This window comes from Vibrio sp. YT-17, from assembly GCF_033337375.1.
Lineage (GTDB): Bacteria > Pseudomonadota > Gammaproteobacteria > Enterobacterales > Vibrionaceae > Vibrio > Vibrio alginolyticus.
Window position 1 is genome coordinate 23,066 of sequence record NZ_JAWOQP010000004.1, and the last position, 17,261, is coordinate 40,326.

The following is a 17,261-nucleotide window of genomic DNA, read 5'->3' on the forward strand; positions in this document are numbered from 1 at the left end:
TGCGACTTACCTCAACCCACAAATTTAGATTGAGCACAGTATGAAACATACAATAGAAGTCATGATTTCTGAGCAAGAAGTTCAGGAGCGAGTTCGTGAATTAGGCAAACAAATTACAGAGCGTTATCAAGGTAGTGAAGATCTTGTGTTGGTAGGCTTATTGCGTGGCTCATTTGTATTTATGGCAGACTTGGCACGTGCTATCGAACTGACTCACCAAGTTGATTTTATGACTGCGTCAAGCTACGGCAATACGATGGAAAGCTCACGTGACGTTCGTATCTTGAAAGATTTGGATGATGACATCAAAGGTAAAGACATTCTGCTTGTTGAAGACATCATTGACACTGGTAACACACTAAATAAAATCCGTGAGATTCTTTCGCTACGTGAGCCGAAGTCTATCGCTATTTGTACGCTCCTAGATAAGCCATCTCGTCGTGAAGTGAATGTTCCTGTGGATTGGATTGGTTTCGAAATTCCAGATGAATTTGTCGTTGGGGTGGGTATTGATTACGCGCAGAAATACCGCCACTTACCATACATCGGTAAAGTTGTACCTCAAGAATAATCATTGAGTTCAGCATTAAAAATATAAAAAACGCCCATCTAAGATGGGCGTTTTTCGTTCAACTTTTAGATATGACTTAGCGACAAAGGAGCTTGTTGTCTGTATTTAGAATCGTCGAAAGAGCTTTCTGGTAAGACGCTTCTACGGTTTCCTTAGAGTTAGAACGAATGCCTAAGTACTCTAAGCGACCATCTTCAATTCCGTATACCACACCATGAATTTCAACATCTTGCCCACGCTCCCAAGCGTTTTGCAGGATGGTTGAGTTACCCAAGTTGTACACTTGCTCTGCAACATTAAGCTCGCCTAGTTTATCCGCTCGATCTTGTTGCGGCATTTGATCTAGGTATGTGCGGTGTTTGAAATAGATATCTCTGATATGTAACAGCCAATTATTAATAAGACCTAGCTTAGGGTTATCAATGGCTGCATTTACGCCACCACATCCATAGTGTCCACAGACAATGATGTGTTTAACCTTAAGAACGTCTACGGCGTACTGGACGACAGATAGACAGTTGAGATCAGTATGGATAACTTGGTTTGCAACATTCCGATGAACAAAGAGTTCACCTGAGTATAGCCCGGTTAGTCGCTCGGCAGGAACGCGGCTATCAGAGCAGCCAATCCAAAGAAAATCAGGCTTTTGCCCCTCAGCGAGTTTTGCGAAGTATTCAGGTCGATCAGATTTGATCTCTTGAGACCATTTCGAATTGTTTTCAAATAACTGTTTTATTTCCGGCATTTTGCAAACTACTTCCCTTAAAAGACAAAATCGCTGCTGCTGTTTGTGTGCACATGCAAGCGATCAGTGTTGTAACTATACACAATGTTACAATTTCGATCTCGTTAAATATTCGTCAGATAGGACTCATCTGACTAGTTTTCATTAAGAAAAAAGTAAAATCTGGTGAAACTATTTGTGGTGTGAATTTAGCCTTAATCTATTTATGGTTTAAATTTTCGCCTAGCTCGTTAAAGTAGTGATATTTTACTTTTTAAAATTGAATGCAGGGAAAATCAGCAGTGTTCGGTAGTCGTTTTGAAGATATCAATTTCAAAGGGGATGTATTTGGCGGGGTAACCACGGCGATTATCTCTCTCCCTCTGGCGTTAGCGTTTGGTGTTGCATCCGGAGCCGGGGCTGAGGCCGGCCTTTGGGGGGCAATAATGGTCGGTTTGTTTGCCTCGTTATTTGGTGGTTCTAATACGTTAATATCAGAACCGACAGGGCCAATGACGGTAATCATGACCGCAGTATTAACCAGTATGATGGCGAAATACCCAGAAACGGGCATGGCTATGACTTTCACGGTTGTCATGATGGCTGGCGCGTTCCAAATCCTATTGGGGACATTAAAACTGGGTAAATACGTTACCTTGATGCCTTACAGCGTTATTTCCGGTTTTATGTCTGGCATAGGTGTGATTCTTATCATTCTGCAGTTATCGCCTTTGATGGGGCATGCTGCGCCTTCAGGGGGAGTACTCGGAACGTTATCTGCTTTGCCGGAGACCATTTCTAACCTTAAGTTCAGTGAGTTGTTTTTGGGACTACTGACTTTGGGGATTCTTTTTTTCTTCCCTAAGCAATATCGTAAATACGTTCCTGCACAGCTCGTGGCATTGGTCGCGGTGACTTTATTGTCTGTGATTCTCTTTGATACAGAAGATATTCGTCGTATCGGTGAAATTCCTGCTGGGTTACCTTCTCTCGTCGCCCCTTATATTGACACAGATATGTTTGTCGAGATGGTCATTGATGCATTAGTGCTAGGCACATTAGGTTGTATTGATACTTTGTTAACGGCGGTTATCGGTGACTCATTAACTCGTAAAGAACACGACTCAGATAAAGAGCTGCGAGGTCAAGGGTTAGCTAACATGATCTCAGGCTTGTTTGGTGCGCTGCCGGGGGCGGGGGCTACCATGGGGACGGTAACGAATATCCAAGTTGGGGCTCGTTCGCCATTATCTGGTGTGATTCGTGCACTAATGTTGGCGTTGGTTGTACTGGTTGCTGGCGGATTAACAGAGCCAATCCCGATGGCTGTGTTAGCAGGCATTGCGGTGTATGTTGGCTTTAACATCCTAGACTGGAGCTTTATTCAGAGGGCACATAAGGTAAGCTTTTCCGGAATGGCGGTGATGTATGGCGTTATGTTGCTTACAGTATTCGTTGATCTTATCGTTGCGGTGGGTTTAGGCGTCTTTATCTCGAACATTATCATCATCGAGCGTTTGAGCCGAGAGCAGGCGCGACAAGTAAAAGCGATCAGCGACGCGGATGAAGATGATGTGCCGCTGACTGACAGCGAGCGTGGTTTGTTGGATCGTGCTAATGGTAAAGTGCTGTTCTTTTATCTTTCCGGTCCGATGATCTTTAGTGTTTCTAAAGCCATTTCACGTCAGCACTCTAGTATTTCGGACTATGACGTGATGATTCTCGATCTTACGGATGTACCAATGATTGATGTAACCGTCGGTTTGGCGTTAGAGAATGCGATTAAGGATGCTCTCGATGCCAATTGTGCCGTGTATTTATTATGCCCGAATGAGCGAACACGAGAACAGCTAGAGAAATTCCATGTGATTGACCTTGTCCCGGATGAAAATATGTACCAATTCCGTTACGAAGCATTGAATGCGGCGGTGGCACATGTTGAGGCAGACCAGTATCAGCGCATAACGGCGTAATCATTCTGACAGTTAAAAACGCAACAGTTTCCTGTTGCGTTTTTTTATGCTCTATTTTGTCTTACTTAGAGATAACCTTTACGAGGTAAGGGTTATATTTCCAATATTATCGAAAGGTTTATTTGTAATCATCGTTATTCAACGATAAACTGATGGACCTCCAGTACGATACCCAAGGCGATTTTGTAGTAAACCGCTGCTAAATATGAGTCGGTATTAGTAATCACAAACAAACGGCAATCAAGACCTTATGTACGCATTAGAAATTGAACAATTGCGCAAGACGTATGCAGGTGGCTTTGAGGCGTTAAAAGGTATAAGTCTCCAAGTGAAAAAGGGTGACTTCTACGCGCTTCTGGGTCCCAATGGTGCAGGAAAATCGACCACGATTGGCATCATTTCCTCCTTAGTGAATAAAACCTCCGGAACGACGAAAGTTTTCGGTTATGACATTGATACCGACCTCGAATTGGCCAAGCAGAATTTAGGCTTGGTGCCACAGGAGTTCAACTTCAACCAGTTTGAAACCGTTGAGCAAATTGTGATGCAGCAAGCTGGCTATTACGGTGTGTCTAAAGTATTAGCCAAAGAAAGAGCAGAAAAATACCTGAAAAAATTGGATTTATGGGAAAAACGCCAAGAGCGTGCTCGTAACCTATCCGGTGGGATGAAGCGTCGTTTAATGATCGCAAGAGCTTTGATGCACGAGCCGCAATTACTCATTTTAGATGAACCAACGGCTGGAGTGGATATTGAACTACGCCGCTCAATGTGGGGGTTTCTGAAAGAGATCAACCAAGAGCAAGGAATTACGATTATTTTAACGACACACTACCTAGAAGAAGCGGAGATGCTGTGTCGAAATATCGGCATTATTAATCGTGGTGAGCTGATTGAAAATACCACCATGAAGGCGTTACTAGGTAAGCTAAGCGTCGAGACATTTATCTTGGATATTGAGTCAGAAGTCGAGGTGCCTGAGCTTGAAGGTGTTAATCGACAAAGTATTGTTGATGGCTCTTTAGAGATAGAACTAGATAAGAGCCAAGGATTGAATTCGGTATTCAGTCAGTTAACAGAGCATGGCATTAAAGTTCTCTCAATGCGTAACAAAGCCAACCGACTTGAAGAGTTGTTTGTCAGCATTGTAAGAGAGGGGAGTAATTAAATGTACGGTTTATATTGGACGGCATTTCGCAGCTTGCTGAGCAAAGAAGTCACTCGTTTTACACGTATTTGGGTGCAAACCTTAGTGCCGCCAGCCATTACGATGACGTTGTACTTCATCATTTTCGGCAATCTTATTGGCTCTCGAATTGGTGAGATGAGCGGCTTTAGTTACATGGAGTACATTGTTCCAGGTTTGATCATGATGTCGGTGATCACTAACTCATACTCGAACGTGGCGTCGTCATTCTTTAGTGCAAAGCTACAGAAGAATATTGAAGAACTGCTGGTGGCACCGGTACCAAACTATGTGATTATTGCTGGCTATGTGATGGGCGGCGTGACTCGAGGTTTGTTGGTCGGTGCAATTGTTACTTGTGTGTCACTTTTGTTCGTTGATTTGCAAGTGGAGCACTGGGGCATTATTGTCGCGACTGTCTTCATGACGTCGGTTGTATTTGCTCTCGGTGGCTTGATCAATGCGGTTTACGCAAAAACGTTTGATGATATTTCGATCATCCCTACGTTTGTATTGACTCCTTTAACTTACTTGGGAGGAGTCTTTTATTCGATCAGTCTGCTGCCTGAATTTTGGCAAGGCGTTTCTAAGATCAACCCAATCGTCTACATGGTGAATGCGTTCCGCTACGGCTTTTTAGGTGTCTCGGATGTGGGCATTGTCACTTCATTTAGTGTACTTGCAGTGTTTGTTGTTGCACTGTATGCCATTGCGCATTATCTAGTAACCAAAGGGATTGGGCTAAGAAGCTAAGCCATTCTCATAAAGCAAAGAGCGGCGATTCACGCTGCTCTTTCGCGTGCATAACAATACATACCCATACAATTTTTCGGTTTTTATCATGGTAGGTTTCAATCATTTGTAATAAATGAGTGATCCTATGAATATTGTCCCGCCGCCGCCTTTCTCCTATCAGTTACTTAAGCCCAAATATTGGTCTGTATGGCTGGCATTTGGATCTTTAGCGATTCTTGTTAATGTACTGCCATACGTAGTATTGCGAATCTTAGGTAGAATCATCGGCTGTATTGCGATGCATGTAATGAAGCGCCGACACAAGATCGCTCTGCGTAATCTCCAGCTGTGTTTCCCTGATTTTACGGATTGGCAATGTAAGGACGTAGTACGAAAAAACTTTCAATATACTGGAATGGCGATCATCGAAACCGGTATCGCTTGGTTTTGGCCAGATTGGCGGATACGTCGGATAACCTCTATTGTTGGAAAAGATCGTTTACTCGCTGAGGAAAAGAATGGACGTGGTGTGTTGGTGGTGTGCAGTCACCATTTAAACTTGGAGATAACCGCTCGTATTTTTAGCCAGTTTGCCCAAGGTTATGGCGTTTATCGCCCAAATTCGAATCCTGCTTATGAGTTTATTCAACATCGAGGTCGAACTCGTTTTGGACATCAAATGATTGATCGAAAAGACGTGAAATCAATGCTCAAAGTTCTGAAGAATGGTCATCGACTTTGGTATTTACCCGACCATGATTATGGCGTTAGCCATTCTGTTTTTGCGCCGTTTTTTGCTGTTGAACAAGCGGCGAGTACCGTCGGGTCTAGTGTTCTCATTGATGTAACAAAGTGCGCGGTTATATCTGGCGTTACAGTGAGTAAAAATCACCATTACACGCTGTACATTGGAAAAGACATTAGCGAGCGTTTCGAGAGACGTAATGCGGTTAAAGCGGCAAGCATCTTGAACCAAGAGCTTGAGAAAATGATAAAACGTGATATTCCAGCGTGGATGTGGCTGCACAAGCGGTTTAAAACTCGCCCTGAAGGGTTAGATTGCGTCTATACGTAGAGTATAAAAAAGGTCGACTAAGAGTCGACCTTTTTACTTTTATGACTCAGAGCTTACTCTGCGCTCTCTGAGTTTGTATTGTTAGATTCAGCTTCTTCCTTCGCTTCGACAACCATATCTACCGTTTGGTTATCGATAAGACGAGCTTTGCCTAGGAACGCAGACATCAGAATGACAGCTTGTGTCGTTTCTGGTGTGATCACTTGTAATGTACGAGCATCACGAATGAAGACCTCATCAGGGTGCAGACCTGCAGCTCGAAGTTGGTCGCTTGCATCTTCGATGATCGATGCGTAGTCATCGCGGCCACCGCGAATGGCACTGCTGATCCAACGCATTGTACGAGCAAGTACAGGTGCACGTTGACGCTCGTCCAGCGTAAGCAAGCCATTGCGTGAACTCATTGCTAAACCGTCCATTTCACGTACGGTTGGTACACCGATGATTTCAATGTCCATTGCTAGGTCATCAACCATCTTGCGGATAACAGCAAGTTGTTGGAAGTCCTTCTCGCCGAAGCACGCGACATCCGGTTGTACGATGTTAAACAGCTTATTCACAATCGTCGTCACGCCACGGAAATGACCTGGTCGAGACGCGCCTTCGAGAATTGTTGATAGGCCAGGGACATCGACGAAGGTTTGCTTATCCAGACCTTCAGGGTAGATAACTTCTGGTGTTGGCGTAAATACCACATCGACCCCTTCAGAGGTTAACTTGCTTAAGTCTTCCTCTAGCGTGCGTGGGTAATTATTTAAATCGTCTGCACGATCAAACTGCATCGGATTAACAAAGATGCTTACGACAACGATATCAGCGTATTCGCGTGCTTTACGCACTAAAGTTAAGTGGCCTTCGTGAAGGTTGCCCATGGTAGGGACAAACGCCACTTTACGACCTTCACGTTTAAAGGTTTTAAGGTGTTCACGAACTGCTGAGATTTCCGCAAAAGTTTGCATGCATTTATCCTCTAGGCAATGGTATGAGCGTCGTCTGGGAATACACCGTTGGCTACATCTTCAATGTATTTAGTAACGGCTTTGCGCATATCACCTGTTTCAGCAAGAAAGTTTTTGGAGAATTTCGGCATGTAGTTGGCAGAAATACCAAACATATCATGCATTACGAGAATTTGACCATCTGTTACGTTACCTGCACCAATACCGATAACAGGAACGTCAAGCACTTGCGTAATACGTTCAGCAAGCTCAGCTGGTACGCATTCTAGTAAGACGATTTGAGCGCCTGCTTCTTGCAGCGCTAATGCGTCTTTTACCATGCGGTCTGCTTTTTCTTGATCGCGACCTTGGATTTTGTAACCACCAAAAATATTAACAGCTTGAGGAGTTAAACCAAGATGAGCACAAACTGGAACTGATCGTTCAGTGAGCATTTTCACCGTGTCGACAAGCCAGTCACCACCTTCAATTTTTACCATATTGGCACCAGCACGCATCAGTTTAGCCGCATTTTCGCAAGCTTGCTCTGGGGTGGTGTAGCTCATGAATGGCATGTCTGCCATCAACAAACAATTTGGGCTACCAGCGCGTACGCAACGAGTATGGTAAGCGATATCATCGACCGTTACTGGCAGAGTATCGTTGTGACCTTGCAAAACCATACCTAGAGAATCACCAACAAGAAGTACTGGCATTTCTTGGCTTTCAAACAGTTGGGCAAAGCTCGCATCATAAGCGGTTGAAGTAGCAAATTTACGACCTTCTTGCTTCCACTTGATTAGGTCGTTGATGGTCATTTTTTTCATGGTTTTATCCTTACTAGGAGTTGGCTATGACTGCCAGATACTGAGGCCGTTTCTATCTACTTGTTCCAGTAGTTCAGAGACCTCGGTCCCATCAGGGAGTTGTAAACTTGGTGCAATTTCCGCAAGAGGGTAGAGTACGAATTCACGCTCTTTCATTCCATAATGAGGAACGATCAGCCTCTCGGAATTAATCACCTCATTGCCATAAAGCACAATGTCGAGGTCCAAGGTTCTTGGTCCCCAGCGTTCGTCTTTACGGACACGCCCTTGTTCTTGCTCTATAGCTTGTGTGCAATTGAGCAATTCAATAGGCGTCAAACTGGTGTTAATAGACACAACCGCATTGATGTAATCCGGTTGGTTTTGTGGCCCCATTGGCGTGCTGCTGTATAGCGAAGAAGCTTGAACAAACTCTGATTTAGGCAGCGTTTTTAATGCTTCAATCGCTTGCTTCGCTTGGCTGACAGGATCAGCCAAGTTACTGCCTACCGCAATGTACGCTGTAATCATGATTTGGGCTTACTCTTTTTCTTGCGATAAGTTTTACGGCGGCGCTGGCCTGTTTTCGGTGATTGACCGTCTAAGTCGGCAGCCATTGCTTGACGCATTTCTCGGCCTGCATTTTGAAAAGTTTCCCACCACTTGGCAAGCTTCTGAGTGTCACCACCTTCAATTTCACCGCGCATTTCAAGAAAATCAAAGCCAGCTCTAAATTTATTGAGCTCCATAAGACGGAATGCACGTTTACCGTTACGTCGTGGAAGACGAAGCTGTAACTGCCAAATCTCGCGAATGGTTGCGGTGTGGCGTCTTGGAATGGCAATTGTGCGAACTTGCTCGTCAAGAATGATGTTGCTCGCTTCCATAATGGCGTCGTAATGGCCTAAGTTGCGCTCTTCCATCAGTTCATCGGCTTTCGCACACAGTGGGTACCACAGCATTGCAGCAAACATAAATGCTGGATTGATGCGTTTCCCATCTTCGATGCGCATGTCGGTAGAATCTAGGACAAGATCCAACATCTGCTCAGTGTGAGAGGAGTAATCTTCTGTAAAGTGCGCTGCAATCGTCGGGAATAGTTGCTGGAATAGGTTGTACTCACGCAGTAGGTGGTAGGTTTCTAAGCCATGACCGGATTGCAATAATTTGAGTGACTCTTCAAAAAGACGCGCTGACGGAATGTCACCGAGCAACGGTGCCATGTGTTCGATTGGCGCTGCGGTGTCTTCTTCAATATCAAAGTCTAGTTTTACCGCGAAACGAACCGCACGCAGCATGCGTACAGGGTCTTCACGGTAGCGTGTTTCTGGATCACCAATAAGTCGAATTAGGCGATCTTCTAAATCTTCAATACCACGTGCGTAGTCGTGAATCGAGTAATTTGCGATGTTGTAGTACATCGAGTTAATCGTGAAATCACGGCGCTCAGCATCTTCATCGATGGTGCCGTAGACGTTGTCACGCAGCAGCATACCCTCTTTTGATTGCTGAGAAATGCTCTTATTCTTTTGCTCTTGGTGGTGACCACGGAATGTCGCAACCTCAATGATGTCTCGGCCAAACATAATATGAGCCAAGCGGAAGCGGCGACCAATCAAACGGCAGTTACGAAATAGCTGTTTGATCTGTTCCGGCGTTGCGTTGGTCGCAATGTCAAAATCTTTTGGTTTTTGTCCAAGCAGTAAGTCTCGAACCCCGCCACCCACAAGAAAAGCATCGAAACCAGCACCATTTAGGCGGTACAGTACCTTCAGCGCATTATCACTGATCTGCTTACGCGAAATGTTGTGCTCTTCACGAGTTATTACATTGAGAGCGAGCTCTGGAATTGTGGCAGGTTCGCTTGGTGTATAGTCGTTTGTATTCATGTGCATCTGGCAATAACTGGGTTTAATCCAATCTTGCTTTGGTTAGTTTTATACGCCTCTAGGGCCTAATTTGCGGCTAATGATAGCCTACACAATGCCATTTGAGAATCACGGTGTGATCTCGATCTCTGCTGGAAGCTGTTCCAACCGCCAGTTTTCGCAGCCCCAACGAAGAATATCTTCTATGTTGGCCGCCCTTACGGTTTCAGGTATCTCGAAACCTAAAAATGTCATGGCGCGCAATAGAGTAGGTTTTGGTGTATCTATATCAATAGCCGTCGCGTGATTTTGTTTCGACAATTTATTGCCGTTGTTGTCCATCGCCAATGGTAAATGCAAGTAGCTAACTTCAGGCTGACCAAGTATTTGGTACAGGCTAATTTGACGCCCTGTCGGCTCGATTAAGTCTGCACCTCGCACGACTTCTGTGACGCCTTGGTCGATGTCGTCCAATACTACCGCAAGATTATAAGCAAATAATCCATCTCGACGTTTAATAATGAAATCTTCATTAACGAGTTGCTCTGGAATCGTAATGGTTCCCTGCTTTTGGTCGAGGAAATGAGCGACAGGCTTGGTCATTTTTAGGCGAATCGCGCCGTCTTTCAAGTTTTTATCGCGGCAAGTGCCAGGATAAAAACCGCCATGCTCTTTAATTTGCTTACGAGTACATTGGCAATAATAGGCTTCTCCATTTTCGAGCCATTTGTTTATTTGAGCTTGGTAAAGGTCGTGACGTTCGCTCTGGTATACCACTTCTCCATCCCAATGCAGCTGATAGGCCTTGAGTGCCTCTAGGATAAGTTGCGCTGCACCTGGCATTTCTCTTGGTGGGTCTAAGTCCTCAATACGTACTAACCAAGCTCCGTTTTGTGCTTTCGCTTGAAAATAACTGCCAAGAGCGGCAATCAGTGAACCAAAATGCAGTGGACCAGAAGGAGATGGGGCGAATCGACCTACATAGCGTGTCATGCGTGTATCTCGAATTTAGTAAACAAATAGGGTGCGAAGATAGCCAAAACAAAAAGGGAGCCTGAGCTCCCTTCAACAATCATAATGCTGGGTGATTAACCTTGCATTTGCTTCTCTTTGATTTCTGCAAGTGTTTTACAGTCAATACAAAGGTCAGCGGTTGGACGTGCTTCAAGACGGCGAACGCCAATCTCTACGCCACAAGACTCACAGAAGCCAAAATCGTCTTCTTTGATTTTATCCAAAGTCTTTTCAATCTTCTTGATCAAACGGCGTTCGCGGTCACGGTTACGCAGTTCTAGGCTGAACTCTTCCTCTTGAGAGGCGCGGTCAACTGGATCTGGGAAGTTTGCTGCTTCGTCCTGCATGTGGTGAACAGTACGATCCACTTCAGCTCTTAGCTGGTCGCGCCAAGCTGTTAAGATTTTCGTAAAGTGTTCAACCTGCTCTGGTGACATGTACTCTTCACCAGGTTTTTCCTGATATGGCTCCACGCCGGCAATGGCTAGGATGCCTATCGTTTTCTTCTTTGATTCTGGCATACAGCATCTCCTACTTACACCTAGTCAACTGCTACGCAGTCAATTTAAGGCGGGTATCTATAGCAAAAAGAGGCGGTGCAAGCAAATACTGAATCGCAAAGTTATCGTCAATGTGAAGACGACATCATTTTTTCTCTTAATTGATAAAATCAATAGCGGAAATCAGCTTCATTCCAGTATCGCTCAGTTCAGCTTTGTAGCAGAGAACTTCCACTCCAGCGTCTTGTGCTTGTTTGAGTAATAGTGAATATTTCGCGTCTATATGGTGCGCCGCGGATACTTTTTCAATACCTGAATGTAAAACAGTGAATAAAAGTATGGCTCTACTTCCATTTTGTGCCATTTCTGTGAGCTCTCTCAGGTGTTTTTGTCCCCGAGTCGTGACCGCATCTGGGAAGTATCCTTGTCCAGTAGAGTCGGTCTCATCAAGAAGAGTGACGCTTTTCACTTCTATATAGCACTTTGGCTTGTCGTCTGCGCTGAGCAAGATATCAATTCGGCTATTTTCATTGCCGTATTTCACCTCAGTTTGAAGTGTGTCATAACCACAAAGCTCTGAAATGACATTATTTTCAATAGCCTCTACGGCTAATTGATTGGCGCGCGCGGTATTGATACAAATACGGTGGCCTTGTTCGGTTTCACTCAACTCCCAACTATTGGGGTATTTTCGTTTCGGGTTGTCGGAAGTAGAAAACCAAACCTTGTTTCCGGGCGTAGCACAACCCGTCATTGCACCTGTATTTGCGCAGTGGATTGTACGGATTTCACCAGTATCGAGCTCGATATCGGCAAGAAAGCGTTTATAACGTTTGAGTAGAGTGGCGGACTCTAAAGCGGGTGTGAAATGCATTTGCTTATTTAGACAAAAAATTTTTTATGTACAATGTTGCCACCATTACACCATAAGGTATTTTCTTTGTCACAATTGCCGATTGAAGCCGTGATGCCTGAGTTGCTGACGGCGGTCAAAAATCAACATCAAGTGATCTTAAAAGCGGCGCCTGGTGCCGGTAAGTCGACTTACTTCCCTTTGCAGTTACTCTTAAATCATTCGGTTGCTGGAAAAATCATCATGCTTGAGCCAAGACGACTCGCGGCGCGTAACATTGCCCGTTATCTTGCTGAGCAATTGGGAGAACAAGTTGGTCAACGCGTGGGTTATCGAGTTCGTGGCGAGGCAAAGGTAAGTTCTGCAACGCAGCTGGAGATCGTGACCGAAGGGATCATGACCAGGATGATCCAAACTGACCCTGAACTGGATGGGGTTGATCTACTGATCTTTGATGAGTTTCATGAACGCAGCATTCATGCCGATACCGCTTTGGCATTCAGTTTAGAAGTTCAAGAGGCATTGCGAGACGATCTCAAGCTGGTGGTAATGTCGGCAACGCTTGACCAACAAGCATTACAATCGTTGTTGCCGGAAGCCAGTTACATTGAATCTGAAGGGCGCAGCTTTGATGTGGCAATGCGCTACCAGCCGTTAGGTGTGAACGAGCATTTACCTACGAGTATGGCAAAAACAATAGAAAGTCTTATGAACAAAGAGTCCGGATCTTTGTTGGCTTTCCTGCCGGGTGTTGGTGCCATAAAACAAGTTGAAGAGCGGTTGTCTCATTTAGCGGATGATATCGACATATGCCCACTTTATGGTCAACTGAGTTTTGCAGATCAACAAAAAGCGATTACGCCAGCAGAACAAGGTAAGCGTAAAGTCGTTCTAGCGACCAACATTGCAGAAACTTCACTAACGATTGAAGGCATTCGCCTCGTGGTTGATTCTGGGTTAGAGCGTATTGCCCGCTTTGATTTGAAAAACGGTTTAACACGCTTAGAGCAAACACGCATTGCACAGTCTTCAGCGATTCAGCGTGCAGGACGAGCGGGACGAATAGAAGAGGGCATTTGTGTTCGTCTTTATTCTGAAAGCCAGTTCAAGCAGCAACCGCTGGTTCCCCTACCCGAAATTTTGCATTCCGATTTGGCTAGTTTAGTTATGGAGCTTGCCTTTTGGGGAACGGGTGATATCCACGATCTAAAGTGGCTTGATGTTCCCGCTAATGCGTCATTGGAACAAGCGAAGCAGCTATTGGTGTCATTGGGACTACTGACGGAAAAAGGGCAATTAACGTCCGAAGGAAAACAGGCGCATGAACTAGGCGTTGAGCCTCGTGCGGCTGCGATGCTAATTAAAGCGCTATCTTACAGTGATAAGATGTTAAATGCTGCTTTGGCGGCGGTCGCACTGATTGAAGAGCCAGAGAGAAATGTTACCAATATCGCTCATAGCTTGCATCGTTGGCTTGTTGGTACTCATCCAAAAAAGTCGATTTTGTTCAAGCGTGCTCAATCTCTGGCGTACAAATTGGATACGGTATTTGACCTGAAAGGCGTGGATGAAGATGCATTACCGCTGGTGTTAAGTTTGGCATTTCCAGATCGCATTGCGCAGCAGCGCACAAATCAATTTGGGCGATTTACTTTGGCTAATGGTCATGGTGCAGAATGTCATCAGGAAGACATGCTAGGTGGCTGTGAGTATTTGGTTGCCGTTGACTTAATGCGTTCTCATTCTAATTCAAGTCAAATTCATTCGGCATGTGAATTGGATGTCAATATATTGCGAACGACCTTTGATACGCTATTTTCGTCTGAAGAAGTAGTGGACTGGGATGAAAAAAGAGGCCGTCTAATAGCTGAGCGACAAACAAAACTCGGTCTGCTGGTCGTTGAACGCGAGCCGTTGCCAAGCCCGGGCAAAGAAAAAATGACACAAGCTTTACTCACGTATGTCCGCCGCCAGGGCTTACAGAGTCTAAACTGGACACCGGCAGCGGAGAGCTTGTTGGCTCGGATTCGTTGTGCGGTGGAATGGTTACCTGAGCAGTCATGGCCAGTGTTTGATGAAGCCAGTTTGCTGGATTCATTAGAGGAGTGGTTAGAACCATACATGACGTCTGTCAGCTCGGTTAAAGACCTGAGCAAGATAAACTTGGTCGAAGCGCTTAATGCTCTATTAGGTTGGCCACTCAATCAACAACTGGATGAATGGTTACCTGAGCATTACCAACTACCCACAGGTTCAAAGAAGCGTATCCGTTACCAATATGGCCACGAGCCGATATTATCGGTGCGTATGCAAGAAGTATTTGGGGAGAGTGGTTCCCCAACGGTAGCTCTTGGCCGCAAGCGTTTGGTGCTTGAACTGCTTTCACCGGCACAACGTCCATTGCAAGTAACGTCGGACTTGGCGGCTTTCTGGAACGGAAGCTACAAAGACGTTCAAAAAGAGATGAAAGGGCGCTACCCAAAACACGTTTGGCCAGATGATCCTGCCAATCATGTAGCAACAACGAAAACAAAAAGACAATTGAATAATGACTGACAGCAAGAAGCCTAGCGCGAAAAAAGCGCCAGCGAAGAAAAGTACAACCAATAAAGGAACCGCAAAACAGACTCGACGTACGCCGAGTAAAAAGCCGACTAACGAGAAACGTTCGTGGTTGAAAGTTCTGTGGTCGTTTAGCTGGAAAGCTGGCGTTGCACTTGCCGCTGTTTTGCTGTTTGTTGGGATTTACTTAGATAGTGTGGTGAAAGAACGCTTTGAAGGTCAGCTGTTTGAGCTGCCAACGGTGGTTTATGCCCGTATCTTGAATCTAAGCCCTGGTGAGAATATCACCATCCAAGAACTGCGCAACGAGCTAGATGTGTTGAATTACCGTAAAGTGAGTCAACCTCGTTACCCAGGCGAATATTCCTCTTCTTCCACTCGGATTGAATTGATTCGTCGTCCATTCGAGTTTGCCGATGGTCCCGAGCCGGATCGTCACATTATGCTGCATTTCTCTGATTCCGGCTTGCAACGTATTCAGTCTTTAGAATCTCGAGGAGACCTTGGTTACTTGCGCCTAGAACCGAAGATGTTGGGCATGCTGGAGAAAGACCGTGATGAACAGCGCCTTTTCTTACGTCGTGATCAGTTCCCTGAAATTTTGGTGGATGCACTGCTTGCGACCGAAGACCGGGATTTTTATCAACATGACGGGGTGTCACCGCTCGCGATTGCACGTGCATTGGTTGCGAACATTAAGGCGGGTCGTACTGTTCAAGGTGGTAGTACGCTGACTCAGCAATTGGCAAAAAACCTGTTTTTGACTCGTGATAAAACACTGTGGCGTAAAGTTCGAGAAGCGTATATCGCGCTAATTTTGGATTACCGTTACAGCAAAGATCGTATCTTAGAAGCCTACCTAAACGAAGTGTACCTAGGTCAAAGTGGAGGTGAAGCGATCCACGGGTTTGGCTTGGCGTCGCGTTATTATTTTGGGCAGCCAATTCAGGAGTTGCGAATCGATCAATTGGCGATGTTAGTTGGGATGGTAAAAGGACCGTCTTACTACAACCCAATTCGTTACCCTGAGAGAACGAAAGAGCGTCGTGATCTCGTTCTGCGCCTGTTAATGCAGCAAAACATGTTGACTTCAGAGCAGTATGAACAAGCTGTAAGTCGTCCACTCGATACGCAAAGCAAGCCACGTATTGCGAGCCGTCAGCCAGCTTATTTCCAACAATTGAGCATTGAATTAAAAGAAAAAGTTGGGGAGCGATTTAAAGCAGAGACCGGACTGCGCGTGTTTACGTCTCTGGACCCAGTATCGCAAAGCAAAATGGAACAAGCTATCGCGAAAAAGATCCCAGAACTAGCTAAACGGGGTGGTAAAGAGTTAGAAGCCGCTGCTGTGGCCGTTGATCGCCATAGTGGTGAAATCCGTGCGATGGTTGGTGGTAAACGTGTCGGTTATGAAGGCTTTAACCGCGCGCTCAATGCCAGTCGTCCAATTGGTTCTTTAGTGAAACCAGCGATTTACTTAACGGCTCTAGAACAACCGGATAAATACAACCTAGGCACGACGCTACACGACACGCCGTTAAGTCTGAAGAGCAGTAAAGGTAACGTGTGGACGCCGCGCAACTACGATAGAAAATATCGTGGTGATGTGCCACTTTACATTGCTTTAGCGAAATCACTTAACGTACCAACCGTGCGCTTAGGTATGGCACTTGGCATTCCTGAAGTCTCCAATACTTTAGAGCGTTTGGGCGTGAACAAAGACGAAATTCGCCCAGTGCCTTCGATGTTTTTGGGTTCGTTTTCTTTGACGCCATTCGAAGTCGCACAGATGTATCAGACTCTGACGAATTCAGGTAAGCGTGCAAAACTGACCGCTCTGCGCTCAGTCATGGATATGGAAGGTAATGTGCTGTATCAATCCTTGCCTCGTTCATCAAGAGCCGTGGATGAACAAGCTGCATGGCTAACGACCTACGCGATGAAACAAGGGGTTGCTCAAGGCACTGGCCGCTTCTTACAAAGCCAGTTTGGTTGGGCTGCATTGGCAGGAAAAACGGGTACCAGTAATGACAACCGCGATAGTTGGTTTGTCGGTGTTGATGGTCGTGAGGTGACGACAATTTGGCTAGGCCGCGACGATAATAAACCCGTGAATCTAACGGGGTCGAGTGGTGCATTACGAGTGTACGCAGAGTACTTGAAGCAGCGTATTCCTGAGCGCTTAGAGCTCCCATGGCCAAGAGAAATCACCACATTAGGGTTCAAGCCTACATCTGATGGAGGTTTAGAAATGAACTGCCGTAGTGATTACAAACTGCCGGTTTGGGATAAAACCGGTCAGATAAAGCAACAGTGTGAGAAGAAATCAAACTGGTTAAATAGCATATTTGATTGGTAGCATCGCCAAATCAACAACATTAGCTTGTTTATCTGATTAATTCTTAGTACATATTAGGGCGTGTTAGTACAGTACTGCTAGCACGCCCTACTTGATC

15 protein-coding genes are annotated in these 17,261 nt (G+C 45.3%); 7 read left to right on the top strand and 8 right to left on the bottom strand.

Annotated elements, in window-relative coordinates:
• Positions 1 to 40 precede the first annotated feature (40 nt).
• Positions 41 to 571, top strand: coding sequence for a hypoxanthine phosphoribosyltransferase (gene hpt / locus R7F67_RS05290; protein ID WP_005379995.1), 531 nt, complete (start codon positions 41 to 43; stop codon positions 569 to 571).
• Positions 572 to 647: 76 nt separating this feature from the next.
• Here the strand turns inward: hpt and can are convergent, their stop codons facing one another.
• On the bottom strand, positions 648 to 1,316 hold the full coding sequence (can, locus tag R7F67_RS05295; RefSeq protein ID WP_005379996.1) for a carbonate dehydratase: 669 nt from the start codon (positions 1,314 to 1,316) through the stop codon (positions 648 to 650).
• A gap of 281 nt (positions 1,317 to 1,597) precedes the next feature.
• Between can and R7F67_RS05300 the strand changes: the two genes are divergently transcribed.
• From R7F67_RS05300 to R7F67_RS05315, 4 genes are all read left to right on the top strand, one after another.
• Complete coding sequence (locus tag R7F67_RS05300) at positions 1,598 to 3,268, top strand: SulP family inorganic anion transporter (protein WP_005379997.1); 1,671 nt, start codon at positions 1,598 to 1,600, stop codon at positions 3,266 to 3,268.
• A 250-nt stretch (positions 3,269 to 3,518) separates the two neighbouring features.
• Positions 3,519 to 4,436, top strand: a complete 918-nt coding sequence (locus R7F67_RS05305) for an ABC transporter ATP-binding protein (RefSeq protein WP_005380000.1) — start codon at positions 3,519 to 3,521, stop codon at positions 4,434 to 4,436.
• Entirely contained in the window at positions 4,437 to 5,207 is a 771-nt protein-coding gene (locus tag R7F67_RS05310) for an ABC transporter permease (RefSeq protein ID WP_005386598.1), read from the top strand.
• 127 nt (positions 5,208 to 5,334) lie between these two features.
• The gene (locus R7F67_RS05315) at positions 5,335 to 6,264 is read left to right on the top strand and encodes a Kdo(2)-lipid IV(A) acyltransferase (protein ID WP_258475983.1); all 930 of its coding nucleotides are present in this window, start codon (positions 5,335 to 5,337) and stop codon (positions 6,262 to 6,264) included.
• Between the two features lie 53 nt (positions 6,265 to 6,317).
• On the opposite strand, the gene panC is transcribed toward R7F67_RS05315, so the two are convergent.
• The 7 genes from panC to sfsA all read right to left on the bottom strand — a co-directional run bounded on the left by panC (position 6,318) and on the right by sfsA (position 12,264).
• The gene (panC, locus tag R7F67_RS05320; protein ID WP_318057064.1) at positions 6,318 to 7,223 is read right to left on the bottom strand and encodes a pantoate--beta-alanine ligase; all 906 of its coding nucleotides are present in this window, start codon (positions 7,221 to 7,223) and stop codon (positions 6,318 to 6,320) included.
• 11 nt (positions 7,224 to 7,234) lie between these two features.
• A complete protein-coding gene (panB, locus tag R7F67_RS05325) occupies positions 7,235 to 8,029 on the bottom strand; it encodes a 3-methyl-2-oxobutanoate hydroxymethyltransferase (protein WP_005386592.1) in 795 nt (264 codons plus the stop codon).
• A gap of 24 nt (positions 8,030 to 8,053) precedes the next feature.
• A complete protein-coding gene (gene folK, locus R7F67_RS05330) occupies positions 8,054 to 8,539 on the bottom strand; it encodes a 2-amino-4-hydroxy-6-hydroxymethyldihydropteridine diphosphokinase (RefSeq protein ID WP_017635910.1) in 486 nt (161 codons plus the stop codon).
• Positions 8,536 to 9,903 (bottom strand): polynucleotide adenylyltransferase PcnB, encoded by a 1,368-nt coding sequence (gene pcnB, locus R7F67_RS05335; protein WP_213869173.1) that lies wholly within the window; start codon positions 9,901 to 9,903, stop codon positions 8,536 to 8,538. The genes folK and pcnB overlap by 4 nt, the downstream gene beginning before the upstream one ends.
• Positions 9,904 to 10,005: 102 nt before the next feature.
• Positions 10,006 to 10,869 carry a tRNA glutamyl-Q(34) synthetase GluQRS gene (gene gluQRS / locus R7F67_RS05340; RefSeq protein WP_047102653.1) on the bottom strand — a complete coding sequence of 288 codons (864 nt, stop codon included), beginning with the start codon at positions 10,867 to 10,869 and terminating at the stop codon, positions 10,006 to 10,008.
• Positions 10,870 to 10,964: 95 nt separating this feature from the next.
• Complete coding sequence (gene dksA / locus R7F67_RS05345; RefSeq protein ID WP_005386584.1) at positions 10,965 to 11,411, bottom strand: RNA polymerase-binding protein DksA; 447 nt, start codon at positions 11,409 to 11,411, stop codon at positions 10,965 to 10,967.
• A gap of 136 nt (positions 11,412 to 11,547) precedes the next feature.
• The gene (sfsA, locus tag R7F67_RS05350) at positions 11,548 to 12,264 is read right to left on the bottom strand and encodes a DNA/RNA nuclease SfsA (protein ID WP_017635909.1); all 717 of its coding nucleotides are present in this window, start codon (positions 12,262 to 12,264) and stop codon (positions 11,548 to 11,550) included.
• Between the two features lie 66 nt (positions 12,265 to 12,330).
• Between sfsA and hrpB the strand changes: the two genes are divergently transcribed.
• Positions 12,331 to 14,799, top strand: a complete 2,469-nt coding sequence (gene hrpB, locus R7F67_RS05355) for an ATP-dependent helicase HrpB (protein ID WP_318057065.1) — start codon at positions 12,331 to 12,333, stop codon at positions 14,797 to 14,799.
• Positions 14,792 to 17,164 (top strand): penicillin-binding protein 1B, encoded by a 2,373-nt coding sequence (gene mrcB / locus R7F67_RS05360; RefSeq protein ID WP_005380020.1) that lies wholly within the window; start codon positions 14,792 to 14,794, stop codon positions 17,162 to 17,164. Before hrpB ends, mrcB begins: the two co-directional genes overlap by 8 nt.
• Positions 17,165 to 17,261: the final 97 nt, after the last annotated feature.